This is a genomic window from Vogesella perlucida (genome assembly GCF_979366545.1).
Genome location: NZ_CEETRO010000003.1, coordinates 45,475 through 72,218 on the forward strand (window position 1 = coordinate 45,475; position 26,744 = coordinate 72,218).

The 26,744-nt window shown below is 61.3% G+C and carries 26 protein-coding genes; 2 read left to right on the top strand and 24 right to left on the bottom strand.

From position 1 onward, the window contains the following. Window positions 1–50: 50 nt before the first annotated feature. The 5 genes from ACZ9XP_RS05005 to ACZ9XP_RS05025 all read right to left on the bottom strand — a co-directional run bounded on the left by ACZ9XP_RS05005 (window position 51) and on the right by ACZ9XP_RS05025 (window position 4,993). Window positions 51–434: a diacylglycerol kinase gene (locus tag ACZ9XP_RS05005; RefSeq protein WP_147686660.1), complete on the bottom strand. Its 384-nt coding sequence runs from the start codon at window positions 432–434 to the stop codon at window positions 51–53. 2 nt (window positions 435–436) lie between these two features. Beyond that, the gene (locus ACZ9XP_RS05010; protein WP_465188097.1) at window positions 437–1,495 is read right to left on the bottom strand and encodes an FAD:protein FMN transferase; all 1,059 of its coding nucleotides are present in this window, start codon (window positions 1,493–1,495) and stop codon (window positions 437–439) included. Then, window positions 1,495–2,448 carry a glutathione synthase gene (gene gshB, locus ACZ9XP_RS05015; RefSeq protein ID WP_465188098.1) on the bottom strand — a complete coding sequence of 318 codons (954 nt, stop codon included), beginning with the start codon at window positions 2,446–2,448 and terminating at the stop codon, window positions 1,495–1,497. Before gshB ends, ACZ9XP_RS05010 begins: the two co-directional genes overlap by 1 nt. A gap of 33 nt (window positions 2,449–2,481) precedes the next feature. Beyond that, the gene (gene gshA, locus ACZ9XP_RS05020; protein WP_147686654.1) at window positions 2,482–3,765 is read right to left on the bottom strand and encodes a glutamate--cysteine ligase; all 1,284 of its coding nucleotides are present in this window, start codon (window positions 3,763–3,765) and stop codon (window positions 2,482–2,484) included. A 283-nt stretch (window positions 3,766–4,048) separates the two neighbouring features. After that, entirely contained in the window at window positions 4,049–4,993 is a 945-nt protein-coding gene (locus ACZ9XP_RS05025) for a carbohydrate kinase family protein (RefSeq protein WP_147686651.1), read from the bottom strand. 122 nt (window positions 4,994–5,115) lie between these two features. Here ACZ9XP_RS05025 and ACZ9XP_RS05030 point away from each other — a divergent pair, with 122 nt between their 5' ends. Next, window positions 5,116–5,604, top strand: coding sequence for a TlpA disulfide reductase family protein (locus ACZ9XP_RS05030; protein WP_147686648.1), 489 nt, complete (start codon window positions 5,116–5,118; stop codon window positions 5,602–5,604). Here the strand turns inward: ACZ9XP_RS05030 and ACZ9XP_RS05035 are convergent. The 3 genes from ACZ9XP_RS05035 to ACZ9XP_RS05045 all read right to left on the bottom strand — a co-directional run bounded on the left by ACZ9XP_RS05035 (window position 5,599) and on the right by ACZ9XP_RS05045 (window position 11,918). Continuing rightward, on the bottom strand, window positions 5,599–8,730 hold the full coding sequence (locus ACZ9XP_RS05035) for an EAL domain-containing protein (protein WP_465188099.1): 3,132 nt from the start codon (window positions 8,728–8,730) through the stop codon (window positions 5,599–5,601). The genes ACZ9XP_RS05030 and ACZ9XP_RS05035 overlap by 6 nt on opposite strands. Then, complete coding sequence (locus ACZ9XP_RS05040; protein ID WP_465188100.1) at window positions 8,730–9,554, bottom strand: phosphate/phosphite/phosphonate ABC transporter substrate-binding protein; 825 nt, start codon at window positions 9,552–9,554, stop codon at window positions 8,730–8,732. Before ACZ9XP_RS05040 ends, ACZ9XP_RS05035 begins: the two co-directional genes overlap by 1 nt. Before the next feature lie 342 nt (window positions 9,555–9,896). Continuing rightward, window positions 9,897–11,918 carry an NADPH-dependent 2,4-dienoyl-CoA reductase gene (locus ACZ9XP_RS05045; RefSeq protein ID WP_147686642.1) on the bottom strand — a complete coding sequence of 674 codons (2,022 nt, stop codon included), beginning with the start codon at window positions 11,916–11,918 and terminating at the stop codon, window positions 9,897–9,899. A 207-nt stretch (window positions 11,919–12,125) separates the two neighbouring features. Between ACZ9XP_RS05045 and ACZ9XP_RS05050 the strand changes: the two genes are divergently transcribed. Next, window positions 12,126–12,683, top strand: coding sequence for a carbonic anhydrase (locus ACZ9XP_RS05050; protein WP_438696750.1), 558 nt, complete (start codon window positions 12,126–12,128; stop codon window positions 12,681–12,683). 68 nt (window positions 12,684–12,751) lie between these two features. On the opposite strand, the gene ACZ9XP_RS05055 is transcribed toward ACZ9XP_RS05050, so the two are convergent. The 16 genes from ACZ9XP_RS05055 to ACZ9XP_RS05130 all read right to left on the bottom strand — a co-directional run bounded on the left by ACZ9XP_RS05055 (window position 12,752) and on the right by ACZ9XP_RS05130 (window position 26,742). Beyond that, the gene (locus ACZ9XP_RS05055; protein WP_438696751.1) at window positions 12,752–13,666 is read right to left on the bottom strand and encodes an alpha/beta hydrolase; all 915 of its coding nucleotides are present in this window, start codon (window positions 13,664–13,666) and stop codon (window positions 12,752–12,754) included. A gap of 30 nt (window positions 13,667–13,696) precedes the next feature. After that, complete coding sequence (locus ACZ9XP_RS05060; RefSeq protein ID WP_147686635.1) at window positions 13,697–13,999, bottom strand: P-II family nitrogen regulator; 303 nt, start codon at window positions 13,997–13,999, stop codon at window positions 13,697–13,699. An 11-nt stretch (window positions 14,000–14,010) separates the two neighbouring features. Continuing rightward, on the bottom strand, window positions 14,011–14,943 hold the full coding sequence (locus ACZ9XP_RS05065; protein WP_465188101.1) for a sodium-dependent bicarbonate transport family permease: 933 nt from the start codon (window positions 14,941–14,943) through the stop codon (window positions 14,011–14,013). A gap of 125 nt (window positions 14,944–15,068) precedes the next feature. Beyond that, window positions 15,069–15,650, bottom strand: coding sequence for a GNAT family N-acetyltransferase (locus ACZ9XP_RS05070; protein ID WP_017507315.1), 582 nt, complete (start codon window positions 15,648–15,650; stop codon window positions 15,069–15,071). Window positions 15,651–15,766: 116 nt separating this feature from the next. After that, complete coding sequence (locus ACZ9XP_RS05075) at window positions 15,767–16,633, bottom strand: phosphoribosylaminoimidazolesuccinocarboxamide synthase (protein WP_147686631.1); 867 nt, start codon at window positions 16,631–16,633, stop codon at window positions 15,767–15,769. Between the two features lie 54 nt (window positions 16,634–16,687). After that, the gene (locus ACZ9XP_RS05080; protein WP_465188102.1) at window positions 16,688–17,818 is read right to left on the bottom strand and encodes a 5-(carboxyamino)imidazole ribonucleotide synthase; all 1,131 of its coding nucleotides are present in this window, start codon (window positions 17,816–17,818) and stop codon (window positions 16,688–16,690) included. Further along, window positions 17,818–18,306 (bottom strand): 5-(carboxyamino)imidazole ribonucleotide mutase, encoded by a 489-nt coding sequence (purE, locus tag ACZ9XP_RS05085; protein WP_147686627.1) that lies wholly within the window; start codon window positions 18,304–18,306, stop codon window positions 17,818–17,820. Before purE ends, ACZ9XP_RS05080 begins: the two co-directional genes overlap by 1 nt. Before the next feature lie 164 nt (window positions 18,307–18,470). Beyond that, entirely contained in the window at window positions 18,471–19,226 is a 756-nt protein-coding gene (locus ACZ9XP_RS05090; protein ID WP_147686625.1) for a YbgF trimerization domain-containing protein, read from the bottom strand. An 85-nt stretch (window positions 19,227–19,311) separates the two neighbouring features. Beyond that, window positions 19,312–19,857: an OmpA family protein gene (locus tag ACZ9XP_RS05095; protein WP_147686623.1), complete on the bottom strand. Its 546-nt coding sequence runs from the start codon at window positions 19,855–19,857 to the stop codon at window positions 19,312–19,314. Window positions 19,858–19,957: 100 nt separating this feature from the next. Then, on the bottom strand, window positions 19,958–21,247 hold the full coding sequence (gene tolB / locus ACZ9XP_RS05100; RefSeq protein ID WP_240803452.1) for a Tol-Pal system beta propeller repeat protein TolB: 1,290 nt from the start codon (window positions 21,245–21,247) through the stop codon (window positions 19,958–19,960). Between the two features lie 4 nt (window positions 21,248–21,251). Further along, on the bottom strand, window positions 21,252–22,124 hold the full coding sequence (locus ACZ9XP_RS05105; protein WP_147686621.1) for a TonB family protein: 873 nt from the start codon (window positions 22,122–22,124) through the stop codon (window positions 21,252–21,254). Continuing rightward, window positions 22,124–22,531: a biopolymer transporter ExbD gene (locus ACZ9XP_RS05110; protein WP_147686619.1), complete on the bottom strand. Its 408-nt coding sequence runs from the start codon at window positions 22,529–22,531 to the stop codon at window positions 22,124–22,126. The genes ACZ9XP_RS05105 and ACZ9XP_RS05110 overlap by 1 nt, the downstream gene beginning before the upstream one ends. Window positions 22,532–22,636: 105 nt before the next feature. Continuing rightward, entirely contained in the window at window positions 22,637–23,302 is a 666-nt protein-coding gene (locus tag ACZ9XP_RS05115) for a class I SAM-dependent methyltransferase (RefSeq protein ID WP_147686617.1), read from the bottom strand. 195 nt (window positions 23,303–23,497) lie between these two features. Next, window positions 23,498–23,677 (bottom strand): DUF3460 family protein, encoded by a 180-nt coding sequence (locus tag ACZ9XP_RS05120; protein WP_017507325.1) that lies wholly within the window; start codon window positions 23,675–23,677, stop codon window positions 23,498–23,500. Window positions 23,678–23,734: 57 nt separating this feature from the next. Then, complete coding sequence (locus ACZ9XP_RS05125; protein ID WP_465188103.1) at window positions 23,735–25,015, bottom strand: hypothetical protein; 1,281 nt, start codon at window positions 25,013–25,015, stop codon at window positions 23,735–23,737. 20 nt (window positions 25,016–25,035) lie between these two features. Continuing rightward, window positions 25,036–26,742 carry a tetratricopeptide repeat protein gene (locus ACZ9XP_RS05130; RefSeq protein WP_147686613.1) on the bottom strand — a complete coding sequence of 569 codons (1,707 nt, stop codon included), beginning with the start codon at window positions 26,740–26,742 and terminating at the stop codon, window positions 25,036–25,038. Window positions 26,743–26,744: the final 2 nt, after the last annotated feature.

Sequence of the window (26,744 nt, forward strand, 5' to 3'; positions counted from 1 at the left end):
GCCCGCCCAGGGCGCCTGGCGCATGCTGCATCTGTTATGCGGGGTCTACACTAGCCAAACAGCACCAGGCCCCAGACCAGCGCCAGGTTCACCAGGCCCAGCAGCTGGGCTGCACTGCCCATATCTTTGGCCCGTTTGGCGAGCGGGTGGCGTTCCAGCGAGGTGTGATCCACCGCTGCTTCAATTGCCGAATTGAAGAGCTCGATGATCAGCGTCGCCAACGAGCTGGCGACCAGCAGTGCGCGCGCCAACGGTGTGGAAGGCACCACAAACAAGGCCAGTGGAATCAGCACGATGGCCAACAAGGTGAGCTGGCGAAAGGCGTCTTCGTGCCGGTAAGCGGCACGTAAGCCATCCAGCGAGTAGCCAAACGCATTGATCAGGCGCTTTACGCCGGTTTTTCCCTTGAACGGGCTTTCCTGATGCGAACTCATGATCATCCTGTGTGGTGAATACGGGTGGGGGGAAGCGGCCACTGCAGCCGTTTGTCAAAAGCCTGCGGCAGCCACGCTTCACCGCGAGAATCGATTAACAGCCAGCCTGCCAGACCAAATCGGCTGGCATAGCCTGCTGCCACGGCCGGGCCGGCGAAATACATGGGCTTGGAGGCTACATCGGACAGCAAGCCGGCATGCGGCCCCGGGCGGCTTAATACGGACACGGATTGTACGTGACAGCGGCTTTGTGCGTCGCGTGGGTCAATCAGGTGGCAATAGCGCCGCCCCTGTAGCTGGAAAAAACGCTGGTAGTCGCCCGAGGTGCCAACCGCCTCGCCATCGGCCAACGCCAGCGTGGCCATGGCATCGGCCTGGCGCGGGTGGCGCAAGCCTACCCGCCACGGTTCGCCACCCGGTTTGCTACCCAGCGCAATAATGTTACCGCCGATATTTAACAGCGCCGAGCTGATGCCAGCCTTAAGTAAACGCGCCCGGCTACGGTCCAGCGCCCAGCCTTTGGCCATACCGCCAAAGTCCAGCTGCACCGCCGGGTTACGGCTGAGCCAGCGGCCATCTGGCTGGCGCAGCAGGTCTGCCATGCGTGGCCGTGCTACGGCCAGGTCTGACAAAGTCTGCGCAGCAGGCAGGCGGGCAGCGTACTGGTCCGCATGAAACCCCCAGGCCGCCACCATGGCGCCAATGGCGGGCGAGAACAGCTGGCCGCTTTGTTGTTCCAGCTGCTGGCCTAGCGTAATCAGCTCGTTCAGCTCGGGGGATGCCTTGAACGGCTCGCCAGTTGCAATGGCCTGGTTGGCCGCATAGACCTCCCCTGCCGCCTGCCAGGCGTGCAACCGCTGGTGCAGCTGGTCCAGATCGCCCAGCACCTGCGCCATGGCCGCTTGTGCCTTGGTGTGGTCGGTATCGTAAATGGTCAGCACCACACGGGTGCCAAACACAAAGCTTTCCTGCTGCCAGGCTTCCGGCTGCGGGCTGCAGCCCGCCAGCGCAGAAACGACAAAGGCGGCCGTAGCCGCCTGTTGCCAACCCCCGTGGCGCATCAGGACACGTGGCCGGAGGCACGCTCCAGCGCATCGATGAACAACGCTGCCACGTTAATGCCTGCCTGGTCCATGATCTCGCGGAAGCATGTTGGGCTGGTCACGTTGACTTCGGTGAGGTAGTTGCCAATCACATCCAGACCCGCCAGCAAAATACCGCGGCGTTTCAGCTCGGGCGCCAGCGCAGCGGCAATCTCGCGGTCACGCTCGGTCAGCGGGCGAGCTTCGCCACGGCCACCGGCGGCGAGGTTACCACGGGTTTCGCCCCCCTGCGGAATACGCGCCAGGCAGTAGTCCACCGGTACACCATCGATCACCAGCACGCGTTTATCGCCATCGCGGATCTCGGGGATATAGCGCTGAGCCATCACGGTTTGCGTACCGTGCTGGCTCACGGTTTCAATAATCACGTTCAGGTTCGGATCATCTGGCGTCACGCGGAAAATGCCGCTACCGCCCATGCCGTCCAGTGGCTTCAGGATGGCATCCTGATGCTGACGCACAAAGCGCTTCAGCCGATCCGGGCGCGACGTCACCATGGTGGGCGCGGTTTGCTCGGAGAAATTCAGGATCGCCAGCTTTTCGTTAAAGTCGCGCAGCGCTTGGCCCTTGTTGAAAACGCGGGCGCCTTCTGCTTCGGCCAACGTCAGCAGCTGGGTGGCGTACAGGTATTCCAGGTCAAACGGCGGGTCTTTACGCATGACAACCGCCGTAAACCCCTGCAATGGCAAGCGCTGGCTGTTGCCTTTCTTGAACCACTCCTTGCCACCCAGGCCGGTAAACGTTACCGGGCGGGCTTCGGTCAGAATGCGGCCGCCCTCGACATACAGCTCGCCTGCCTCACAGAACCAGATGGCGTGGTTGCGCGCATGCGCCTCTTCCATCATGGCGTAGGTGGTGTCCTTGTGGATCTTGAAGCTTTCCAGCGGGTCGGCAATAAACAGTATCTGCATAGCTTTGCTCTCAAGGTTGGCCGCAGGGGGCGCTTATTCGGCGTCCGGGTCGGTGGCTTCCAGCTCGCGCGAGGCAGCCAGCAGCGCCAAGCGCGCGACCACACCGTAGGCGTAGAAGCGGTTTGGCGGGGCATCGGGGCCGACTTTATGGTCTGGCAAGCAGGCCGTTTCGAACGACAGCGGGACAAAGTGCATGCCTGGGGCGTTCAGGTTTTCGTCTACACCACGGCCGGTGTGTACGCGGTAGAAACCGCCGATCACGTAGCGGTCCATCATGTACACCACGGGCTCGGCCACGGCATCGTTGATGGATTCGAAGGTGTGCACGCCTTCCTGCACGATCACCTCGCTCACTTCCAGGCCTTCTTTTACCACCGACATCTTGTTACGCGCTTTGCGGTTCAGGCCGATGACCTCCTCCGGCGATTTCACGCTCATCACGCCCATGCCGTAGGTACCGGCGTCGGCTTTCACAATCACGTACGGGTCGTGGGTAATGCCGTATTCGCGGTACTTGATACGGATCTTGTCCAGCATCTGCGCCACGTGCTCCGCCAACGCATCCTCACCCTGACGGGTGTGGAAGTCCAGGCCGCCGGCGGCGCTGAAATAAGGGTTGATCAGCCAGGGGTCGATGGAGATCAGCTGCGAAAAATCGGTAGCTACCTTGTCGTAAGCGGCAAAGTGGTTGGTCTTGCGGCGCACGGCCCAGCCGGCGTGCAGCGGCGGCATCAGGTTTTGCTCGATACCGGCCAACACGTCGGGCAGGCCGGCAGACAGGTCGTTGTTGAGCAGGACGATGCAAGGGCTGAAGCCGTCGGCCAGCACCACACGGTTGCCACGGCGCTGCAGCGGCTCGACGGTGACCACGGCACCGTTGGCCGCCGTCAGGGCGGTAGGCTCGGTAATCTCCGGGTTCAGCGTACCCAGGCGTACTTTCAGCCCGGCTTGTTCAAAGATATGCACCAGCGCCGCCACGTTCTGCAGGTAGAAGGTGTTACGGGTATGGTTTTCCGGGATCAGCAGAATGCTCTTGGCTTTGGGGCAGACGCGGTCTACCGCGCTTTGTGCTGCCTGCACGGCCAAGGGCAGAAATTCGGGGTTCAGGTTGTTATGGCCACCCGGGTACAGGTTCATGTCCACCGGTGCCAGTTTGAAACCGCTGTTGCGCAAGTCTACCGAGCCATAGAACGGGGCAGCATGGTTGTGCCACTGGCTACGGAACCAGTGCTCGATATGTGGCTGGGCTAGCAGAATGCGGCTTTCCAGCTCTAGTAAAGGGCCAGTCAAAGCGGTGGTCAAATGCGGTACGGTCATGGTGCCCTTTCTGCGGGGAAAGCGGTAATGGGTGCATGGTGGGGCCGCCGCGCGGCTTATTCAACCCCGTTATCACTTTGTGACGCTTTGCCACAAAAAGAAAATAGCCACGCAGCAGGCGGGATTTTTGCAGGCTAGCGGCCCCAGCCCAGTCAAAATCCACCCAAGATATTGATTTTTATAGCCTACCAAGCGATTGCAAAAGCTAGCGCAGGCATAACAATGCATAAGGCACGCCAAAGCGTGCCTTATTGAACAGTGTGTACAACACCCAGGATATTTCTTACAGCGGCCAGGGGTCGCCGTAGGCCTGCTGGTACAGCGACTTCAGCTTGTCCCAGTCAAAGAAATGATTCTGCGGGCCATGGCTGGTGACTTTAATGGCGCCGAGCACATTGGCCAGACGGCCGGTGATCTTCCAGTCGTAGCCATGCTTGATACCGTACAGCAGGCCGGCACGGAAGGCATCGCCACAGCCCATCGGGTCTACCGGCTTGATCGGCATCTGTACACGCGGGATCAGGTGGATGGTGTCGTCCACGTAGATTTCGGCACCTTTGGAGCCGCGGGTCACGATCAAGGCCTTGACCTTGTCCTTCAGCACCTCTACCGGCAGGCCAGCGCGCTCGCGCATCAGCTCGCTTTCGTAGTCGTTAATGGCTACATACGTTGCCAGCTCCACGATTTCATTCAGCTCGTCACGCGACAGCAGCGGCAGCTCCTGGCCTGGGTCGAAGATGAACGGAATACCGGCGGCGTGCAGCTCGCGGGTGTGCTGCAAAAAGGCGGCGTGCCCGCCTGGCGACACGATGGCCACCTGTACCGGCTCGGGGACGTCCGCAATGTGGTTCACGGTAGCGTGGTCCATGGAGCCCGGGTGAAAGGCCATCAGCTGGTTGCCATCCTTGTCGGCAATACCAAAGCATTGCGACGTATACTGCCCGCGAATAGTGCGGATGAAGCGATCATCCACGCCTGCCCGCTTGAGGTGCTGGCGATAAGGCTCGAAGTCCTCACCCACGGCACCCATCACCAGCGGCTTTTCGCCCAGCAGGCACAGGCTGTAGGCAATATTGCCTGCCGGGCCACCAAACTCGCGGCGCATGGTAGGTACCTTGAAGGTGGTGGAGATCTTGTGCAGCTGATCGGGCAGGATATGGTTATCGAAGCGATCTTCGAAATTGAACAGGGTGTCGTAGGCCAGCGCCCCGCAAACGAGAATAGACATGACTCGCGCGCAAACAAAAAAGTAATCGGCGAGTTTATCATGAACGTTTGTTTAAAGGCAGCGGCGAACTGCGGCCAACTTGCAGATATCTAACAACTTTTTACTATCAAAATGGAATAAAAATGCACAAGATCACCACGCTGTTACGCCATGGCCTGCTGCTGATTGCACTGGGTGTGAGCCTGCCTGCGCAGGCTGCCGGGCCGCTGGACAAAGCCAGGCTAACGCTGGTGAGTGGCCAGGCTGCCGCGTTTGCCCCGTTTCAGGGGCGGGTAACCGTGGTGAACTTCTGGGCGACCTGGTGCGCGCCGTGCCGCCAGGAGATGCCGATGCTGTCGGCGCTGTCGCTCAAGCTGGGGCCCAAGGGCATCAAGACGGTAGGCATTGCGCTGGACCAGCCGGAGCAGGTGCAGGCTTTTCTGAAGCAGACACCGGTAAACTACCCCATCCTGATGAGCGATGGTGACGGCATTGCCGTCATGCGCGAGCTGGGCAACAAGAGCGGCGGCCTGCCTTATACGGTCATCCTGAATGCCCAGGGCAAGCCGGTGAAGCAGCTGCTGGGCATCCTCGACGAGAAAGCCCTGGGCAAGGCGCTGGCGGGTCTATAAAGGCAGGCTGTGATTGTCTTCCCGTAGCCGTGGCATACCCGATAGCAGGCTGTGCACCGCCTGCTCGTGCTGCTGGCGCAGGCTGAAAATAACGGGGATATGCTGCTGGATCGCTTCCTCGTCGCCCAGCTGGCAGGCTTGCCATAGCTGCTGGCAATGCAGCATCAGGGAAGACTGCAGCTGGCCCAGCTGGGCAAAGCTGGCGTGACCACCGTAGCGCATCTGGCCATCAGTGCCGTACCAGCGCAAAAAGCGCTCGCTGACATCGTCGTCCCAACTCCCCGCCACGCCCGGTTCCTGGGCCAGGGACAGCAGGCGCGACAAGGCGCTGCGCAGGTTCAGCTCCAGGCCAAACAGGAAAATGTCTTCTTGCGACCAGCGCTTGCGGGCCGCCAGCCACTCCGGCGGGCTATGCCAGCTACGGCACCAGGCTACCACCTCGCCTGCCGGCATGGGTTTGGCTACGCCGTAGCCCTGCGCCACGTCGCAGCCCAGGTGCAGTAGCAGGCTGCCGTGCTCGACGGTTTCTACCCCCTCGGCCACCAGCTCACGGTTGAAGGCTTCAGACAGCCCGATGATGCCCTGCACGATGGCGAGGTCGTCGCTGCTTTCGTGCATGCCACGAATAAACGACTGGTCAATCTTGAGTTTGTCCGCCGGCAGGCGTTTCAGATACAGCAGGGACGAATAGCCGGTACCGAAATCATCCAGCGAAAAGCGCACCCCGAGCCCCTGGCAGGTTTGCATCAGGCGGCCAACGTGCTCCACATCGGACAGCGCCGTACTTTCCAGCACCTCGATTTCCAGCATGCCGCGTGGCACATCCGGGTGAGCATCCAGCAGGCCGGCCAGACGGGCGGCAAAATCCGACTGCTGCAGGTGGTGGGCGGAGATATTCACACTGACCGACAGTACCCGCCCTTCACCACGCCAATGCGCCATTTGTTGTAGTGCTGTAGCAATCACCCACTCGCCCAGGCGGATATCCAGCTGGCTATCTTCCACCTCCGGCAGAAAGGCGCCGGGGGCCAGCACGCCACGCTGGGGGTGGTGCCAGCGCATCAGGGCTTCCATGCCCACGATCTGCCCGTCGCGCATATTGACCTTGGGCTGGTAGTACAGCTGCAGCTCGCCCTGCTCCAGTGCTTGCTCCAGCCGGTGCAGGCTTTGCAGGCGGCTGCGACTCTGGCGATCGTGCTCGGCGTCAAAAATCTGGTAGCCGTTGCGCCCCAGGTCTTTGGCTTTGTACATGGCCTGGTCGGCATGGCGCAGCAGGGTATCAGCATCCTGCTCGTCCTGCGGGTACAGGGTGACGCCGATACTGGCCGAGACTTGTATCTGGATATCACCGATATCGCAGGGCTGCGCGACGGTATCCAGAATGTGATGCAGCGTCTGGTGGCAGGCCTCGATATCGGGCAGACCGGATAACAGCAGCGCAAATTCATCACCGCCCAGCCGTGCCACGGTATCGCCACCGTGCATGGTCTGCTGCAAGCGGTCGGCAATCTTGATCAGTAGCTGGTCGCCTACATCGTGGCCATAGCGGTCGTTGACGCGTTTGAAACCGTCCAGGTCCATAAAACAGATGGCCAGCCATTGGCCACTGCGGCTGGCCTGGGCAATGGCGACACGCATGCGGTCGCCCAGCAACACGCGGTTCGGTAGCTGGGTAAGCGGATCGTGGTGCGCCATGCGATCCAGCCGGGCTTCCTGCTCTTTCATCACCGTGATATCTGCAAACACGGCAATGTAATGGCGCACCAGGCCCTGCTGGTCGTAAATGATGGAGATCGATAGCAGCACCGGATAGAGGCTGCCATCCTTGCGCCGGTTCCACACTTCGCCCTGCCAATGGCCTTTCTGGCCCAGGGTGGTACGGATGGCCTGATAGAACGCCTCGTCGTGCCGGCCTGAATAAAAGTGGCTGGGCATTTGCCCGACGACTTCGTCGCGCTCGAAACCGCTGATCTCGCATAGCGCACGGTTGACATCCACCACCCTGCCGCTAGCATCGGCAATCACAATGCCTTCACGCGAGTGCTTGAACACCCCGGCCAACAGCTGCAACCTGCCTTCGGCGCGGCGCAAGTCGGAAATATCGTTCCAGGCACCGATAATGCCGGCGATCTGACCCAGATCGTCGTAAAACACATCCTTGGAAAAAATCACGTGGCGCTGCAGGCCGTGCTGGTCAGTCAGCAAACCGGCATACTCCTGATGCCCCAGGCCGGCGTTAAGTGCCTCATCGTGCCGCATGTGCAGTGCGGCCAACTCGGCGGGCCATAGCTCGGCGGCCACCTTGCCACGAATATCGCGCCGGCTCAGGCCGGTAACGCGCGCAAAGGCATCGTTACAGCCCATGTAGCGGCCTTGTGCATCCTTGTAAAACACCGGCATGGGCATGGCCAGCAACAGCATGTCGGTGAAACGCTGGCTCTTGGCCCACTTTTCGTCTGCCGACTGTACCGCCGCCGCCATACGGTTAAAGGCCAGGCCCAGACGGCCCACCTCATCTGCCCCGTCTTCCGGCGCCCGCACCGACAAGGTGCCATGGCCGAGCGATTCGGCCGCCTGGGTCAAACGCTTCAGCCGCCGCACAATCCATAACGTGACCAAGACCATCCAGATGGTGGCCAGCAAACCCGCCACCACCACCATCGGCGCGGTACGCTGGATAAAGCTCAGAAAGATCTGCCGCGCCTCGGCCACCCGCAAACCCAGTTGTACCTCTCCCTGTGTCAGCGGGAATCGGGTATCGAACAAGGGGTCGTTGCTACCGGCAATATCACTGTCGGGCATGAAGCGCTGAATCTGTATGCCACTGCGGGCCATGATCTTGCCCGCACTATCACGCACCACCAGATAGGCCAGGTCACTGGAGCGGGTCAGCTCGTCGGTAATTTCCTGCAGTGTGCTGTAGTCGCGCTCCAGCATGGGTGCCACCAGTGCGGCGCGCAGCTCTACCTGCAGGCTGCCCAGGCGCACGCGCGTTTGCTCCACCGCCATTTCGCGCATCATGTGCACACTCTGCCAGGCAATAATGCCGAACAGCAGCAGCTGGACCACGAACAAGGCGGGAATGATGATCCAGGTCAGCGAACGCGGCCGCAGGTCAATGGCCATTATTTCAGCATCGCCTTCAAATCCTGCACATACGGATCCAGCGCCTTCATGTCCGCAGCAGAGATCTCTTTCAGACCGCCATGCCCCAGCTCTTTACTGAACGCCTGGCCTTCCTCGGTGTGATTGGCAAACTGGAACAGCTGGCGACGCAGGCTGTCGATACGGCTGCTGCCTAGTCGCTTGTTGGCCAGGTAGAGTAATGGCGTAGTCTGCGGCAGGCGTTTCATGATGCGCACACGTACCGTGGTGCCGGGGTGTAACTGGCGCAAGGCGGTAACCGAAATGATGGCGGCGGCAGATTCACCGTTCAGCAGCGCCTGTACCGAGTTGGCATGGCTGCCGGCAGGGCGGATGGTGACGTCCTTGCCCGGGGTCAGGCCGTTCTGGATCAAGTAGCGCTGTGCGGCCAACGTCAGGTTGGCCAGCTTGTCGCTGGTGGAAACCACTTTGCCACGCAGGGCTTCCAGCGAATTCACGCCGTCCTTGCGGGTCACCAGCAGGGGCTCAAGATTGGTTTGCGGGCGGGCGAGCGGCTCGTAGCCTTGTTCCAGCTGCGCCAGGCGCCCGAAGTAGGGAGATGTGGCAATCACGTCGTAGCGGCCCTGGGCAGTACGCTCGAGATAGCTTTGGTAGTCCGGTGCCGACTCGATAACCACCGGCACACCCAAGGCACCTTGCAGCTGGGTACGCATGGGCTCGTACAGTTCGGCCAGCTTGCGTGCCGACAAGTACGGCACCACACCCAGCACCAGCATATCCGCCGCCTGCGCCAAGGGTGACAGGCAGCAGGCAGTCAGGCATAGCAGCAGGAATTTTTTGGCCATCCCGGCATTCCTTTATCGTTATTTTGGCGATTCACTCGTCGCGCAGACAGCAAACACCTCAGGCGAGACTTTAAAGTCAAGCGGCTGATGCTTATGAATGTACCGTCAACACGCCTTGGCAATCTAGCATTTCAATAAATATGAATTTTTGATTTGGCTAAATTCTATCGGTAATTGCTTCTTTTATGGCAAAAATGCCGCAACTCGACATTTTTAAATGCCAAAAGAATATAACAATGAAATAAAAAAAGACTGCCAGGCACGCTGGCAGTCTTTATCACTTCATAAAATGTTCTTTCCCGAATCCGCGCCCGACGGGCTGTCGAACGTTTGTTCAGTAAATCAGATGCTGGCAGCCAGCCTGGCTCCTTGATCGATTGCGCGCTTGGCGTCCAGCTCGGCCGCGACATCAGCACCACCGATCAGGTGCACCGGCTTGCCGGCATCCAGCAGCGGCTGCTGCAATTCGCGCAGCGGGTCTTGCCCGGCGCAGATCACCACATTATCCACCGCCAACACCTGTGGCTCGCCCTTGATGGTAACGTGCAGGCCAGCATCGTCGATCTTGTTGTAGGTAACGCCCGGAATCATGGTGACATTCTTCATCTGCAAGCTGGCGCGATGGATCCAGCCGGTGGTCTTGCCCAGGCCTTCACCCACCTTGCTGCTCTTGCGTTGCAGCAGGTAAACCTGGCGTGGGCTAGGGTGCGGCTGCGGGCCGCTGGCCGCCAGGCCACCCGCTGTCGCTACCGTCATGTCGACCCCCCACTCTTTCATGAAAGCGGCGGTATCCAGCGAGGGCGACTTGCCTTCGTGCGTCAGGTATTCGGACACGTCAAAGCCGATACCGCCGGCACCAATGACCGCCACGCTGCGGCCAACCGGCTTGCCAAACTTGAGCACGTCCAGGTAGCTGAGCACTTTGGGGTGGTCGATCCCTTCGATAGGTGGCGTGCGCGGCGCGATACCGGTAGCCAGCACCACCTCGTCAAACCCGGTCAGATCTGCAGCGTCTACGCGGGTGTTCAGTTGCAGCGTGACGCCGGTCAGCTCGATACGGCGGGCAAAATAGCGCAGTGTTTCGTAAAACTCTTCTTTGCCTGGCACTTTCTTGGCCACATTGAACTGGCCGCCAATTTCGCTACCGGCATCAAACAGCGTCACGTCGTGGCCGCGTTCGGCAGCGATGGTGGCAAACGCCAGGCCTGCCGGGCCGGCACCCACTACAGCCAGTTTCTTCGGTGCGTCGGTCTTCACGTAGTTCAGCTCGGTTTCGCGACAGGCACGCGGGTTTACCAGGCAGCTGGTGAGTTTGCCCTGGAAGATATGGTCCAGGCAGGCCTGGTTACAACCGATACAGGTGTTGATTTCGTCGGCACGGCCTTGCTCGGCTTTGATGACGAATTCCGGGTCGGCCAGGAAGGGGCGCGCCATGGATACCATATCGGCACAGCCACTGGACAGGATATCTTCGGCCACTTCCGGGGTATTGATCCGGTTGGTGGTGATCAGCGGAATACCCACCTTGCCCATCAGGCGCTTGGTGACCCAGGCAAAACCGCCGCGCGGTACGCTGGTGGCAATGGTAGGCACGCGGGCTTCGTGCCAGCCAATACCGGTATTGATAATGTTGGCGCCGGCTTTTTCCACCTCGGCGGCCAACTGCTCCACCTCTTCCCAGGTGCTGCCGTTGTTCACCAGGTCCAGCATGGACAGGCGGTAGATGATGATGAATTCGCGGCCTACCGCCTCGCGCACGGCACGCAGTACCGCCAGCGGGAAGCGGATGCGGTTCTCGAAGCTGCCACCCCAGGCGTCGGTACGCTTGTTGGTATGCTGGGCGATGAACTGGTTAAGCAGATAGCCTTCCGAGCCCATGACCTCTACCCCGTCGTAGCCGGCGTCCTGCGCCAGCTTGGCGCAACGGGCAAAGTCGGCAATGGTGCGCTGGATGTCGTCTTCGGACATTTCACGCGGGCGGTAGAAGTTGATCGGCGCACAGATCGGCGAAGCCGAGACCAGGTTTTCCTGAAAACTGTAGCGGCCGGTGTGCAGAATCTGCATGGCGATCTTGCCACCTGCGGCGTGCACGGCATCGGTCACGATGCGGTGATGCGGCACCTCGGCGGCGTCGGCCAGCATGGAAGCACCCTCGGCCACACGGCCTTCTTCGTTGGGGCCAACCCCGCCGGTCACAATCAGGCCTACGCCGCCACGCGCGCGCTCGGCGTAGAAAGCCGCCATTTTCTCGAAGCCTTGCGGGGCCTCTTCCAGACCGGTGTGCATGGAGCCCATCAGTACGCGGTTTTTCAGCGTGGTAAAGCCCAGGTCCAGCGGTGCCAGCAGGTGCGGGTAAGCCGTCATGATGTTCATCCTCGTGTTGGTTGGTGTGGCGGCTCGTTTGGCCACCACAGCGCTGTCTTCGTTATAGGGGGTGCAGCATGAAAGCGAAGATACTTACTAGTTAGTAAGCTGTCAATTCTGCACGGCTGGCATACCGTAGACATACGACATGGCAGCGTAAATCACCTAGAATGTAGCCAGGTTATTGATAAATTCAGGGAGAAAATCATGTGCCAATGCCCCAACCACGCACAGCAGGACGCTGCGGCCAACCCTGGCCGTCGCCAGTTTGTACAGCTTGCCGCCCTGGGCGGCGGCGCAGCCCTGCTGGGCAGCTTCCTGCCGCAAGCAGCCTACGCTGCCGGTGGCACCGATGCGCTGCTGCTGTCATGCATGGACTACCGGCTGGTCGATGAAACCGAAGCCTTCATGGCCAGGCAAGGCATGAAGAACAAGTACGACCATATCGTACTGGCCGGGGCGGCGCTGGGGGCGATCACCAGCAAGTTCCCCGCCTGGAACCAGGCATTCTGGGAGCACCTGGATGTAGCGATCAGCCTGCACCATATCCACAAGGTGATGATCCTGGACCACCGCGACTGCGGCGCCTACAAAGTGGTACTGGGCGAGGACTTTGGCAAAATGCCGGAAAAAGAAACGCAGACCCATGCCGAAACCCTGATGACGCTACGCAAGCAGATTCTGGCCAAATACCCGCAGCTGGCGGTAGAAACCTACCTGATGGCGCTGGATGGCAGCGTGCAGCAAATCGTGGCCAAAGGCTAAACCTGCCTGGCTATCAATGAAAAAAGCACCGTCCAAGGCAACGGTGCTTTTTTCATGGTTTACACAGCTTAGGCCGTCATACGGTTCAGCCAGGCCAGCAAATCGGCCTCCAGCTGGGCACGGTTGGTTTCATTGTGCATTTCGTGCCGCCCGCCCGGATAGACGGTAACGCTCACATCCCGCATGCCCGCTGCACGGTAGCGGCTGGCCAGCTGGCCCAGACCAAACTTGCCCAGGCTGACCGGGTCGCGGCTGCCGGCCTGTAGCCACACCGGACAGGCTTTGGGCAGCGCGCGGCCATCGGCCTCACCCAGCTCCAGCTCGATAATGCCGCCAAACAGATCGATCCACAGCTGCGGGGTGGGATGTTGGCCGCATAAGGGGTCGGCAATATAGGCATCCACCTGCGCCGGATCGCGGCTTAGCCAATCCAGCCGGGTACGGGCGGGTAAAAACCCCAGATTGAAGCTGCCGAACACCAGCGCTGTCATGAAGGTACTGGGCTTATTTGCCCCGCCCAGCCGGGCCGCCAGCCTGGCGACACCACGCATCACACGCGACAGGTAGCGCTGGCGGTAGCCCGTGGCAGACAGTACGAGCCCGGACAAACGTTGGCCGTAACGCAGCATGAACGCCCGTGCAATAAAGCTGCCCATACTGTGGCCATACAACACCACCGGGCGCTCGTGCTGCTGCCGAGCGTAGTCCACCACCTCGCGCAAATCATCTACCACCTTCTGCCAGCCACCTTGCTCCGCAAACCAGCCGGGTACCGGCGCATGCTCACCATGGCCGCGGTGGTCGTGGGCATACACCGCGTAGCCGGCCAGCGACAGCTTTTGTGCCAGCGCCTGATAGCGCCCGCCGTACTCGCTCATGCCATGGCTAATCACCACCACCGCGCGTGGCTCACCAGCGGGTAGCCAATAGCAACCATGAATATCGGCACCATCACTGGCGGTCAAACGAAAGGTTTGCGTCATGTTTTCCCCCTGATGTCTGGCAGGCTCGCACTAGAATTTGTCTGCGCGTAGCACCCCTACATCCGAAACATACAGGATCAAACCGTAATCCGGCAGATAGCTTTGTTCGCAACGGCGTGCAATCGCCTCGGCCACCTGCGCATCGCATACCACATCGATGCGGATATTGCGGTCGAAACTCCACGCCCCGCCCTGCACGCCATGCGCGCCGCCACCGCGTGCATCCACCACGGTGTAGCCATGTGCGCCCAGGCGCTGGATATCTTTGACCAGCCGTGCCTCCAGCACAGACTCGGTAACAATCGTCAGCAGCTTCTTAGTATGAAATGGCATCGAGCTTCCTTTCAGGCGTAAACCTGCTGTGCCAACCACAGGTACAGCGGTATACCGAGCAACAGGTTAAACGGGAAGGTGACCCCCAGGCTGGCTGCCAGCGATATGGCCGGGTTGGCTTCCGGCACGGCAATACGCATGGCAGCGGGGGCGGCAATATAGGATGACGAGGCACACAGGGTGGCCAGCAGCATGGCACCGCCTACCGACAAGCCCATGCCCACCGCTGCCGCCAGGCCAACGCAGGCAAACAGCAGCGGCATCAGCGTAGAAAAGACCACGACAAACAGCCCCTGGGCACGCAGGCCGGCCAGCTTGCCCGCGGTGAGTAAACCCATTTCCAGCAAAAACAGCGACAGCACTGGCTTGAACATATCGATATACAGCGGAGACAGGCTTTTGATGCCCTCCGCGCCGGCGATCCAGCCTATCAGCAAGCCCCCCATCAGCAGCACCATGCTCTTGCCCAGAAACACCTCGTGCGCCAGGCGGCCCCAGTTCACGCGCTTGTCACCCCCCATGCGGGCCAGCAGCACGCCAACCACCAGCGCCGGCATTTCCATGACCGCCAGAAACACGGTGAGCTGCGGCTCGGCCTCCACGCCATGACGTGACAGGTAAGCACTGGCTACGGCAAAGGTGACCACACTCACCGAGCCATAATGCGCCGCCGTGGCCGCCGCATCCGCCCGGCCCAGACGCCAGCGCAACACGGCAAACGCCAGCAAGGTGAGCGCCGCGCCCAACAGGATCACCGCCACAACCTGCCACAGTACCGCGCTACCAGAAAGCTTGGACAAGGCCACGCCCCCCTTCAGGCCGATGGCAATCAGCAGAAACACCGACAGGGTCTCGTAGAGCGCGGGGGGGAGTTTAAGATCAGACTTGGCCAGCGCAGCCAGCAAGCCCAGCACGAAAAACAGCACGACAGGGTCTAGCGTCATCGGAACACCTTGCATGATGAGGAGGCCACATCATAACGCATGCAGAAATTCCGCCAACCCTATGAGGAATAGGCCTTTTCCGCCATGCGGCCAACCCTGCAGCACGGTGGCCCGTGCGCGCGCGCTCAGGCGCGCAGCGGTGTGCTGTCGAAATCCGGGTTACGGCGCGAAGTCAGCACATGGTCGCGCCAGGCACCGTTCAGGAACAGATAATCCTTGGCCTCGCCTTCAATGGTAAAGCCCAGCTTGGCGAGCAGGCGCGCGCTGCGCTGGTTTTCCGGCTGATAGTTGGCCTGCACGCGGTGCAGGCCCAGGTCGCGGAAGGCAAACTGCACCACCGCCTCCACCGCCTCGCTCATCATGCCCTGCCCCTGGTAGGCATGGTCGATGTTGTAGCCCAGGTGGCAGGCCTGAAACACACCGCGCACGATATTGCTCAGGGCGATCGTGCCGATCACTTGCCCTGGCTGCTTGTCGTGCATCACCAGAAACATGGCACCGCGGCCCAGCTTGAAATCCTCGATGCGTTCGCGCAGGCGCATGCCCCAGAACAGCTCGGTGAAGTACATATCGCCGTGGGTCGGATCCCACGGGGCCAGGTGCTCGCGGTTACGCAGCTGGTAGTCGCGAACGGCGCGGGCCCAGGCCGCTTCTGGCGGCAAAAGCTGTAAACGGGCGGTGCTGAGCGCGGGCTGGCTACGGGCCATATGAGCTACTCCCTTGGCAAATTCGATAAAAACGCAAGTATGCCACCAGTGCGGCAACCAGGCATGAAAAAGCCCGCGCAAGGCGGGCCGGGCAAGCGTCTGGCGTGGGCCGGGGCTTACTGTGCGGTCAGGCGCTCCAGCGCCTCGCGGTATTTGGCCGCGGTTTTTTCGCGTACGTCCAGCGGTACGGCCGGGGCTGGCGGTGCCTTGTTCCAGCCGGAAGCCTCCAGCCAGTCGCGTACGAACTGCTTGTCGAACGACGGCGGCGTGGTGCCTTCAGCGTAGCTGTCGGCCGGCCAGAAACGGCTGGAGTCCGGCGTCAGCGCTTCGTCCATCAGCACCAGGGTGCCGTCGGCATCCAGGCCGAACTCGAACTTGGTATCGCAGATGATAATGCCACGCTTGGCAGCAAAAGCGGCGGCGGTCTGGTACAGCAGGATGGCGGTGTCACGCACCTTGGCCGCCAGCTCGGCACCCACGATGGCTTCGCACTGGGCAAAGGTAATGTTCTCGTCGTGGTCGCCTACTGCCGCCTTGGTAGACGGGGTAAAGATAGGCTCGGGCAGCTTGCTGGATTCCTGCAGGCCGGCCGGCAGAGCAATGCCGCATACCGTGCCGGACTTCTGGTATTCCTTCCAGCCGGAGCCGGCCAGGTAGCCGCGTACCACGGCCTCGATCATCACCGGCTTCAGGCGTTTGGCCACCACGGCACGGCCGGCGACCAGCGGCAGCTCGGCAGCAGCGACCACGTCTTCTACCTGGTCACCGGTCAGGTGGTTGGGCACCACGTCTTTCAGGGTATCGAACCAGAAATTGGAAATGGCAGTGAGGATCTGGCCCTTGCCTGGAATAGGGTCGTCCAGGATCACGTCGAAAGCGGACAGGCGATCGCTGGCCACCATCAGCATGCGCTGATCGTCGATCTCGTACAGGTCGCGTACTTTACCCGAGTAGATTTTTTTCAGGCTGGTCAGTTGGGTCATGAAACTTCCTTCACAAAGCAAAAAGCGACGCCTTGTGGGCGTCGCCTGTTTTCATTACAAGGTGTCTTTCAGCGCGCGCGCCTGTTCCAGCGCGTCGTCTACGTTGGCCGCCAGCACACAGTAGTGCGCCATTTTGCGGCCTGGCCGGGCGTGTTTTTTGCCGTAGCTGTGCAGGTGGGCGTTGGGTGCTTCCATCAGCACCGCCCAGTTCGGCTCGCTGCCGTCCTCGCCCCACACATCGCCCAGCAGGTTCACCATGACCACCGGCGACAGCAGGTCTGTCTTGCCCGGCAGCAGGCCGCACATGGCGCGCACTTGCTGCTGGTACTGGTCGGTGACGCAGGCGTCGATGGTGTAGTGGCCGGAGTTATGCGGGCGCGGCGCCATTTCGTTGACCACCAGGCTATCGTCGCCCAGTACGAAGAACTCCACCGCCAGTACGCCCACGTAGTCCAGCGCTTCGGCCAGCTGCACGGCGTACTGCTGTGCCCCTGCGGCCAACTCGGGCGCGATGCGCGCCGGCACGATGGATTCGTCCAGAATGCCGTTCTTGTGGATGTTTTCCGATACCGGGAACACCGCCACTTGCGCCGCACTGGTGCGGGTCACAATGGCCGAGACTTCCAGCTTCAGGTCCAGCATTTTTTCCAGCACGCAGGCCTGGCCGCCCAGGTTGGCGTAGGCAGCACGGGCTTCGTCGGCGGTTTTTACCCGCACCTGGCCTTTGCCGTCGTAGCCCAGGCGGGCGGTCTTGAGAATGCCCGGCAGGTAGGGCGACAGCTCGACCTGGATGTCCTCCACGCTTTCAATCGCCAGATACGGCGCGGTAGGCAAGCCGGCTTTGCCCACCCAGCTCTTTTCGGCAATGCGGTCCTGGGCAATGGCCACGCAGTCGCCGGATGGCGATACACGGGTGGTCTTGGCCAAGAGACGCATGGCGTCGGCGTTAACGTTTTCAAACTCGGTGGTCACGGCGGCACAGGTACGCGCCAGCGTGGCCAGGGCGTCGGCATCGTCAAACGCGGCACACAGGTGTACATCGGCAAACTCGGCTGCCGGGGCGTTGGCGTCCGGGTCCAGCACGGTCACGCGATAGCCCATGCGCTTGGCGGCGGTAACAAACATGCGGCCCAGCTGGCCACCGCCGAGGATGCCCAGCATGGCTGGCGGCAAAATGGCGGCCATTACTGTACCTCCGGCAGGCTCATGGCCAGCACGGTGTCTTCTTGTTGCTTGCGGAAGGCCTTCAGCTTGGCCGCCAGCTCGGGGTTGCCATTGGCCAGCATGGCGATGGCAAACAGGCCAGCGTTGGCCGCACCGGCTTCGCCAATGGCGAAGGTGGCCACAGGAATGCCTTTGGGCATTTGCACGATGGACAGCAGCGAGTCTTCACCACGCAGGTATTTGGACGGCACAGGCACACCCAGTACCGGGATGTGGGTCTTGGCGGCCAGCATGCCCGGCAGGTGGGCGGCGCCACCGGCACCGGCGATGATGGCTTTCAGGCCACGCGCTTCGGCGGTTTCGGCGTACTGGAACAGAAGGTCGGGGGTACGGTGGGCGGAGACGACGCGGGTTTCGAAAGCGATGCCGAAGTCTTTCAGAACGCGCGCAGCGTTTTGCATGACTTCCCAGTCGCTGTTACTACCCATCACGATGCCAACTTCGATCATGGAGGCTGATTCCGTCAAGAAGGGGAAAAAACGGAATTTTACCTGATTTGGCAAGGGCTTGCCGCCGGGATTTACCTTCCACGGAAGCATCTTCCCGGCAAGACAAAGCCGGCATCCCCTAGGGAAAGCCGGCTTTCGATAGCGACAGGTGCGCTGTGGCCAGACTAGAGCGTGGCCAGCTGTTGCTGGGCGCGCTGCGCCGCCGGGGTGCCGGGGTATTGCTTGATGATTTTACGCAGGGTCAGGCGGGCCTGGTCTTTCTGCTCCAGCTGTAGCTGGTTGCCAGCCATCAGGCGCAGGGTTTCTGCGGCTTTGGGGTGTTTGGGGTATTGCTCGGCAAAACGGCGCTGGATATCAATGGCGGCGCTGTATTGCTTAAGTGCGGTGTGTGCTACGCCCATCCAGTAGGTGGCCTCCAGGCTCTGCTCGCTGCCGGGGTAGCCATCGGCCACGGCTTTGAGCAGGGGCAGTGATTTGGCAAAGTCGCGGGCGCGCAGCACTTCCAGCGCACGGGCCAGTGCGGTTTCGGCAGGGTTGGCCGCAGCGGGCTCGGCGGCGGGTGCCTCAGCCTGTGGCTGGCTGGCTTCTCGCAGCTGCTTTTCCATCTTGCCCACACGCAAGTCGATGTCGTTGTACAGGTCGTTCTGACGCTTTTGCGTTTCGGCTACCTGGTGTTGCAGTACCTCGTTCTGCCCACGCAGCGTGGCCATTTCGCCTTTCAGCAGCGTGACCTGGTTCACCAGGTCCAGCAGGCGCTGGTTGGCCAGCTTGGCTTCGACATCGGACAAACGTGCACTGGCTTGCTGACTGGAGCTGGCCAGCTTGGTTTCCAGGTCCAGACGCGCCTGTTCCAGATCGGTGGTGGTGGCACACGCACCCAGTACGATGGGCAACAGCAGGGGGAGCAGTCGGTTACGCATGGTGGTTAGGGCTTTGCAGAATGGGCAATCCGGGCAGGTTGACGCCTTCCCGGATGCAGGTCAAGCCGGCGTGGCCGGCCGGGGTTTACTGGTAAGCGAAATCGGCGCGGCGGTTTTGTGCGTGATCGCTATCTGTAGTGCCGGTAGCACGGGGTTTTTCCATGCCAAAGCTCACCGCTTCTACCTGCTCCGGCTTCACGCCCAGCACTTCCAGCGACTGTTTCACGCTTTCGGCACGGCGCTGGCCCAGCGCCAGGTTGTATTCGCGGCTACCGCGCACATCGGTGTTGCCTTGTACCAGTACGCGGCCTTTGTACTTGCCCAGATAGGCGGCATGCGCTTCGACCACACCCTTGTATTCGTCCTTGATGGCGAACTGGTCAAAATCAAAAAACACGCTCTTGCCGTTCACGCCAGCATACGCTGCAGCTTCTGCGCTCACTGCATCGACCTGTGGCAGAGGCTGCGCCGGGTTCAGGCTGCTGCCACCTGCACTGCCGGTGGTGCTGCCACTATTGCCGGACACGATAGCGGCATTGCCAGCATTGGCTGTGTCTGCCGGGTTGCTGGTACTGGCGCAGGCACTGAGCAATACCGCCGCTGCGGCTACGACGAAGGGTAAAACTTTCATGCGACGCTCCTTGTTGTGGCTGGCCTGGTGTAGCCAGTGAAATGACTCGGGTAAACCATAAAGACTTTTGAACAAAACCAAAGTTCCACCGCCTTGGCCGTCAGGGGTTAAACGGCCCCCAGGCAGCGTCTTGCACCTGGCCTTCCAGCGCGCCTAGCTTGACGCGGCCAGGGTGCTGGGTAGAGGCGGCATACAGCACGCTACGGCCGCCTTCGTCGCTGGCGTACAGCACCATCTTGCCGTTGGGGGCAAAGCTGGGCGATTCGTCAAACGCGCTGTTGCTGATCATGCGCGCGTCACCGGTGGCCAGGTCTTGCAGCATCACCTTGAAGCGCCCACCCTCGCGGCGCACATAAGCCAGCTGGCGGCCATCTGGCGAAAAAGCCGGCGACACGTTGTACGCGCCCTGGAAGGTCACGCGGCGGACGGTTTTGCTGCCATCCAGTGGCTGGATGTAAATCTGGGGCCCGCCGCTGCGGTCGGACACAAACGCAATCTGGCGGCCATCCGGGCTGAATACCGGTTCGGTATCGATGGCATCACTATAAGAGAAACGGCTTAAGCCCGTGCCGTCGGCATTGATAATATACACCTGCGAATTACCGCTTAATGTCAGCACGATGGCCAGCTTGCGGCCATCCGGGCTCCAGGTCGGTGCCGAGTTGCTACCCTTGAAGTTGGCCAGCAGGCGGCGCTGGCCGGTAGCCAGGTCTTGCACGTAAATCACCGGTTTTTTGTTCTCGAACGACACATACGCCAGACGGCTGCCGTCCGGGCTCCAGGCGGGCGAAATAATGGGCTCGGCCGAGCGCAACACGGTTTGCGCGCGGCGGCCGTCCACATCGGCTACTTGCAGGCGCGACTCTTTACCTTTTTGCACGACAAAGGCAATACGGCTGGCGAACAGGCTCTTGCTGCCCAGCAGCGCCTCGTAAACCATGTCGGCAATGCGGTGCGCCACATCGCGCAGCTGCGAGCTGTGGACATCAAACTCGGCGGCCAGCTTCTGCTCGCGCGGGTTCACCGTTTCGGCCCAGAAGGTCAGGCGCAACAGGCCGCCTTCCAGTTTGGTCACTTTGCCGTACAGCACGGCACGGCTGCCGTTTTGCTGCCATGGCGCGGGATCGAATGCCTGTGGAGAGGCCGGCAGCACGGTGCCGCCCGGCGGCTCCAGCAGGCCGAACAAGCCGGTCATGGCCAGATCGCTTTTGACCGTTTGCGTTACCGCCTCGGGCAGCCATTCTTCGTTTTGCATGGGCAGAATGGTCAGCGGGTAGCGGCTGCTGCCACCGCCCACGATATCTACGGTCAGGTCGGCGCGCGCCAACGGTGCGGCCAACATCATGGCCAGCAGCAGCATGCGCCAGCAGTAAGCAATCAGTCGGTGCAAGGCATTACTCCTTGGGGCGGAAATTAAGGGTGATACGGCGGTAGTCGGCAAAGTCTGCGCCCTTGGGTAGCGGCGGGAAGCGCCGTACTTCGGCCAGGGCTGCCAGTACGGCCTGGTCCCACGCGGGCGAGCCGCTACTGCGCAGGATACGCGTACTGCGGATTTCCAGCGTCGGCAGGATGATCACTTCCACCGACGCCTCGGGGTTACCCTTGATGCCGTCCGGTATCACGATATACGGGCGCACACGGTTCTTGATGGCCTCGCCGTACTGCTGTTTCAGATCTGGCTGGCCGGTGGCCGAACCGGTTTTCGCACCGGTTTTGGCACCGGCCTGGCTCACCTTGCCCTGCCCGGGGCCGGGTGGCAGCGCGTCCAGCTCGGCCAGCAGGTCGTCGGTTTTCACGGCGGCAGGTTTAGGGTTGGCCGCAGGCTTGGCTGCCGCATTACTGGCAGGCTTCGGTGGCGGTGTCCGCTCTGGCGCAGGGGCCGCGGGCTTGGTCTTGGCCACTGGCGGCTCTTTCACCGCAGGTTTGGTGTCCGCTTGCGGCGGCTTTCTGGTGGGCTTGTCGGCCTGTACTTTCACATCGGCAGCCGGGTTATCCACGACCGGGGCCGGAGGCGGCGCTTTCGTGCTCGCCACCGGCGCGGGAGCCGGAGCCGGGGCTGGCGCAGGGGCTGGCTTAGCGGCGGGCGCCGGCGTGGCCACCGGCGCAGCGGCCTGGCCGGTATTCCCCGCCCACAGTTCTACGGCCAGCGGTGGCGGAGTTTTCAGCTGTTCCGGGGCGGCAGACCACCACAGGCAGAGTAATACCAGCGCATGCAAGCAGGCGGACAGCAGCCAGGAGGCGGCACCGGGTTGGCGGGTGGCAACCATCAGCTACCCTGCTGGCGCACCGTAAGCGCCACACGCTGGATACCGGCCGCGTGCAGCTTGTCGGCTACTTTGACCACTTCACTGTATTTCAGGTCCTGATGCGCGGTGACCACTACCGGGCGGCCATCTTTCAGCCGCGCCTGCACCATGGCAATCAGCTCGTCCAGGTTGGCCGCAGGATCACGCTTGCCCCCTTCCCCGACAAAGTAGGCACCACTGGCTTCAATGCTGATTTCCAGCGGCGTGGTGTCGACCTGGGCGGCACGGCTCACACTGGGCACATCGATGACACCCGGGGTAAACATGGGCGCAGTGACCATGAAGATCACCAGCAGCACCAGCATCACGTCGATGTAGGGCACCACATTCATCTGGTTCATCATGCGGCGCGGGCGGCGTTGCAACATGGGTTTATCCTGTTTCAATAACATGCCGATGTTAACACCGGCAGCGGGCTAAAAGGCGTGATTAACAGACCAGCCCGGGAACAGCGGGTTCCTTGAGGTGACCGCTCACAAACGGCGCAGCAGGGTCATGCCATCGCCCATGGGCAAGATGCACAGGCTGACACGCGGGTCGGCCAGCAGCTTTGCGTTGAATTCGTGCATGACGTGCACGCTGCGCGGGTGATCGGGCTGCGGTGCCACCACTCGGCCATTAAGCAGGATATTGTCGATGGCAATCATCCCGCCCGGGCGTACCAGCTGCAGGCAGGTTTCGTAGTAAGCCGGGTAGTTCTGTTTATCGGCATCGATGAATGCCAGGTCAAAGCTGCCGGCCGCGCCCTGCTCCAACAACATGGCGAGCGTCTGTACGGCAGGCTGCACGTACAGGTCTATGCGTTCGGCTACGCCGGCTTGCTGCCAATAATCGCGGGCGATGGTGGTGAACTCTACGCTCATGTCGCAGCACACCGTGCGCCCCTGCTCGCCCATGGCCAGGGCAACGGTGAGCGCGCTGTAGCCCGTAAACGTACCGATTTCCAGATAGCGGCGTGCGCCGGTAAGGCCGACCAGCCAGCGTAGAAACTGGCCCTGCTCCGGGGCGATCTGCATCTTGGCCATGCGGTGGCCGGCAGTAAATTCGCGCAGGGCGCGCTGCACCGGGTGCTCGGTCACACCGATTTGCAGCAAGTAGCTCGCGACATCGTCGCTCATGGTCATGGTTTGTCTGGTCATGCTGATGCTCAAAAAACAAACGCCCTTGCGGGCGTGAAGACTACTGACAAAGCGCCCCGTCCGGTTTGGCCGGGGCGGGCAGCGCCAGGCTGCATGGCGGCCCCGGGCAAGCCCTGGTGTGGACAAGACAAACCCTGCGAGCGTGGCAAGCAGGGTTTGATCAATACGACGGGCCGGAACGGCGGTACGCCAGGTTTACTCGGGCTGGTAAACGTAGGGTTTCTGCGGCACGCGGGAGGCTTTCCAGCGGCGCAGGTCATCCAGGTCCAGCGTGCGTTCCCACCAGGTCAGGCGCAGTTCGCGACGTTCGGTATCGACTTGCGGGTTCTTTTCCAGAAAGCCGTTCATGAAAGCGGTAAATTCGGACTGATACATGTGTATTCCCCCGGTTGGCGATGGCGGCAATTGTACTGCAAAACCGGCAGGCCGGCATCAGCGCCCGGCCACCCCCTGCCCCTGCGGGGCCAACGGAGGGGCCAGTGAGGCGCCAGCCAAGGCACGCTCCAGCTCGCCCACGCCTTTATCCATCTCGAAACACTGCCATATCAGGCCAGCCTCGTCGGGCCGCCCGCCCATGGCGGCTGTCAGCCAGTGCGAAAGCCGGGGGGCATTCACGACCATACCGGGCTCATCCTGCAGCAGCACCAGCACCAGCTGGCCATGGCGTAAACGGACAACCGTCAAGCCGTCAAATGGCGCGCTGCTCAACTGGCTGTCCAGCTGCAGCATGGCTTTTGCCAAATGAAATGTACGACGGCGTACGCCCTTGCCATGCACCCACCAGACACGCATCAGGCACGATGGGGGAAGCGTTTGCAGCTGCCGCTCCAGGGTTGCCAGCGCTCGCTGTGGTGAAACGGGTGCCTGCTGCATGGCGCGCACCAGCCATTGTTCTTGCAGGCGGCGTGCTTGCCGGGTCTGCCGCAGCAGGCCACGACTCTGTCGCCATGACTGCCACCCCAGCAACCAAAGCAAAAGCATAAACGCCAGCAACACCACACTGCGCCATGACAGCTGGTCCAAGGGCTGCCAGGCACGCCACAGGGTAAGATTCAGCTCGAAAGCCCCACTACGCAATGCTTGCTGGCTTAATAAATTACCTGCCGCGCTAGCCGCTGCCGGGGCAGCAGGCTGTGCTGACAGCGTGGCCTTGATATCAGCGGGCAAACTGTCTGGCAGTAGCGCTTGAGGCGACAGCCATAAAGCCAGTGCCATGCCCTGCTTGCCCGGCAAGATCAGCAATAGCTGCTCTGGGGCACGCGGCTGCCAGACCAATAGCTGCGCCTGGCCACGCTGCAAGGCCGGTACGACTGGCGTGACCAGTGGCTGCCGTGCCAGGTCTTGGGTGGGTAGCAAGACCCCACCCAACTGAAAGGGCACAAACGCCAGCACTTCCAGCTGTTTGCCCTGCGCCGGGTTGGCCGCCAGCAGGGCCACCTGCCCCAGCTGGGGGTAATGCTGGCGCAAGCTGGCGAGGTAGGGTGCGTACTGCTCGCTGCCTTGCGCACGGGTCAGCTCCAGGGTGCGCAATAGCTGCCGTGCTTCTTGCTGCATGCCATCCAGCTGGGTGCGTAGCTGCACCAGCTGCTGCTCGGCCTGGTCATCCAGCACCTGCTGTGTCGCGTGACGCTCACCGGTTTCCAGCCATACCCAGCCCATTGCCGCAAACAACAGCCAACAAGAAAACAGCCCCGTAAACAACAGGGGCTGCATACCGTGGTGCTTTGGCGGTATCACAACAGGAATTCCCGCTTCTGGTGCTGGTCGATCAGGCTACGCCAGGCCTGCAACAACTTCTGGAATTTATTATTGGTAGGTGCCATTTCGCGCACACGCTGCAACAGCTCGTGGGCGTGCTTGATATTGCTTTCGTGCCAGCCCTGGCGGTGGCACTGGGCAATGATGGCGTTCACCAGGTTGAGCATCAGCTGCACGTTTTCCGGCATTTCCTGCAAAGCCTTCTGGAACAGGGCGATGGCCTTGTCGTGGTCGCCAGACTGGGCCTCGCGCACGGCCTGGTTGTTCAGGTCCACAATGCCCTGCACATTGCTGGCGATCAGCTCGCGGCCGGCATCGCCGCGGCCAACCTGGTCAAACATGGTGGAGAGTTTTTGCAGCAGCTCTTCGTTATCGTGGTTATTGCGTACCAGGCCACTGGCGACCTTGTCGCCCATGTCGTGCTGGCCCTGCCCATAGCAGGCGCGGGCAAACTCCAGCCGGTCGCTGTCTTTCAGTTTAGTGAGCTGCGACATGCGCTCTTCTGCAGAACGCAACAACTTCTCGGCCGCTGCCTTGTTACCGCTATGACTCTGGATGGTGCTATCGACCACATCTGCCATCCACTCGCCTTCCGGGTTGTGCTTGTAATCGCGGCGTAGCGAGGCCAGGGTTTTCATGGCCTCGGCCTTGTCCTGGCTGGCAAGCTGCGTACGCGCCAACGTAGCGTAATGGGTGGGGCTGCGGTGCCAGCTGGCTTTGGATAGCTCCAGCGTGGTGTTGTAGGCTTTCTTGGCTTGCTCCAGATCGCCGTTTTCTTCGGCCACCTGGCCTAGCGCCTGGTGGCGGCGAATGGTGGCCGGGGATAGCTCGGTGGCGCGCTTCAGGGTTTGCTGCGCTTTGCCCAGGTCGTGGTTATCCTGGTACAGCTTGGCCAGCCAGTCGTAGGCTTCCATCACGCGGTCGTTTTCCACAATCACTTGCTGGAATAGCGCAATGGCCGGCTCCACTTTCTTGAGCCCGGCCATGGACTTGGCCATGCCCACCTTGGCCCACGGGATTTCCTTGATCTTCAGCACCTGCTGGTACAGGTTATGCGCCGAGTCGTAATCGCCTATCTTCATGCTCAAGCTGCCCTTGAGCTTCATGAAATCCAGGCTGAACTCGTTGCGCTCGCTGATTTTCTTGCCACACGCCTCAATGGCGGCCATGTAGTCGTGGCTCATTAGCGCCTCGTCTACCACTTTGAAGGCATCGCGGCGGCGCATGGCGACCTCTAGCCGTTTGGCCAGCTCTTCGCCGGTAAACGGTTTGAGCAAGTAGCCATCCGGTGCCAGCTCGGCGGCAGACAACACCTTGGCCGCACGGCGCTCGCCGCTGACGATCATGAACACGCAGGACTGCTTCAGCAGGTTGCGCTCCTTCGCCTCCTCGTACAGATACAGGCCATCGCTACCGCCGCCCAGATCGTAATCGCACAGCACCACGTCAAAGTCGTAGCGCATCAGCTTCACCAATGCGTCGCTGGCCTTGCCGGCGTATTCCACTTTTTCGGCACCAAAAGACTGCAGCGTCATGGACATGGCACGCTGCATTTCCGGCACGCAATCCACTACCAGAAACTGCTTTTTGGCAAACGGGTTGGAATAATCCCGACGCCCAGTGGCTTCTTTGGCACTGGTAATGGCATTGAACGTAGTCGATTGATTGGACAGCGAACTCATGT

Coding starts and splice junctions, on each gene's coding strand:
- ACZ9XP_RS05005 (WP_147686660.1), bottom strand. CDS start 434: ATGAGTTCGCATCAGGAAAGCCCGTTCAAGGGAAAAACCGGCGTAAAG.
- ACZ9XP_RS05010 (WP_465188097.1), bottom strand. CDS start 1,495: ATGCGCCACGGGGGTTGGCAACAGGCGGCTACGGCCGCCTTTGTCGTT.
- gshB (WP_465188098.1), bottom strand. CDS start 2,448: ATGCAGATACTGTTTATTGCCGACCCGCTGGAAAGCTTCAAGATCCAC.
- gshA (WP_147686654.1), bottom strand. CDS start 3,765: ATGACCGTACCGCATTTGACCACCGCTTTGACTGGCCCTTTACTAGAG.
- ACZ9XP_RS05025 (WP_147686651.1), bottom strand. CDS start 4,993: ATGTCTATTCTCGTTTGCGGGGCGCTGGCCTACGACACCCTGTTCAAT.
- ACZ9XP_RS05030 (WP_147686648.1), top strand. CDS start 5,116: ATGCACAAGATCACCACGCTGTTACGCCATGGCCTGCTGCTGATTGCA.
- ACZ9XP_RS05035 (WP_465188099.1), bottom strand. CDS start 8,730: ATGGCCATTGACCTGCGGCCGCGTTCGCTGACCTGGATCATCATTCCC.
- ACZ9XP_RS05040 (WP_465188100.1), bottom strand. CDS start 9,554: ATGGCCAAAAAATTCCTGCTGCTATGCCTGACTGCCTGCTGCCTGTCA.
- ACZ9XP_RS05045 (WP_147686642.1), bottom strand. CDS start 11,918: ATGACGGCTTACCCGCACCTGCTGGCACCGCTGGACCTGGGCTTTACC.
- ACZ9XP_RS05050 (WP_438696750.1), top strand. CDS start 12,126: ATGTGCCAATGCCCCAACCACGCACAGCAGGACGCTGCGGCCAACCCT.
- ACZ9XP_RS05055 (WP_438696751.1), bottom strand. CDS start 13,666: ATGACGCAAACCTTTCGTTTGACCGCCAGTGATGGTGCCGATATTCAT.
- ACZ9XP_RS05060 (WP_147686635.1), bottom strand. CDS start 13,999: ATGCCATTTCATACTAAGAAGCTGCTGACGATTGTTACCGAGTCTGTG.
- ACZ9XP_RS05065 (WP_465188101.1), bottom strand. CDS start 14,943: ATGACGCTAGACCCTGTCGTGCTGTTTTTCGTGCTGGGCTTGCTGGCT.
- ACZ9XP_RS05070 (WP_017507315.1), bottom strand. CDS start 15,650: ATGGCCCGTAGCCAGCCCGCGCTCAGCACCGCCCGTTTACAGCTTTTG.
- ACZ9XP_RS05075 (WP_147686631.1), bottom strand. CDS start 16,633: ATGACCCAACTGACCAGCCTGAAAAAAATCTACTCGGGTAAAGTACGC.
- ACZ9XP_RS05080 (WP_465188102.1), bottom strand. CDS start 17,818: ATGGCCGCCATTTTGCCGCCAGCCATGCTGGGCATCCTCGGCGGTGGC.
- purE (WP_147686627.1), bottom strand. CDS start 18,306: ATGATCGAAGTTGGCATCGTGATGGGTAGTAACAGCGACTGGGAAGTC.
- ACZ9XP_RS05090 (WP_147686625.1), bottom strand. CDS start 19,226: ATGCGTAACCGACTGCTCCCCCTGCTGTTGCCCATCGTACTGGGTGCG.
- ACZ9XP_RS05095 (WP_147686623.1), bottom strand. CDS start 19,857: ATGAAAGTTTTACCCTTCGTCGTAGCCGCAGCGGCGGTATTGCTCAGT.
- ACZ9XP_RS05105 (WP_147686621.1), bottom strand. CDS start 22,124: ATGGTTGCCACCCGCCAACCCGGTGCCGCCTCCTGGCTGCTGTCCGCC.
- ACZ9XP_RS05110 (WP_147686619.1), bottom strand. CDS start 22,531: ATGTTGCAACGCCGCCCGCGCCGCATGATGAACCAGATGAATGTGGTG.
- ACZ9XP_RS05115 (WP_147686617.1), bottom strand. CDS start 23,302: ATGACCAGACAAACCATGACCATGAGCGACGATGTCGCGAGCTACTTG.
- ACZ9XP_RS05120 (WP_017507325.1), bottom strand. CDS start 23,677: ATGTATCAGTCCGAATTTACCGCTTTCATGAACGGCTTTCTGGAAAAG.
- ACZ9XP_RS05125 (WP_465188103.1), bottom strand. CDS start 25,015: ATGCAGCCCCTGTTGTTTACGGGGCTGTTTTCTTGTTGGCTGTTGTTT.
- ACZ9XP_RS05130 (WP_147686613.1), bottom strand. CDS start 26,742: ATGAGTTCGCTGTCCAATCAATCGACTACGTTCAATGCCATTACCAGT.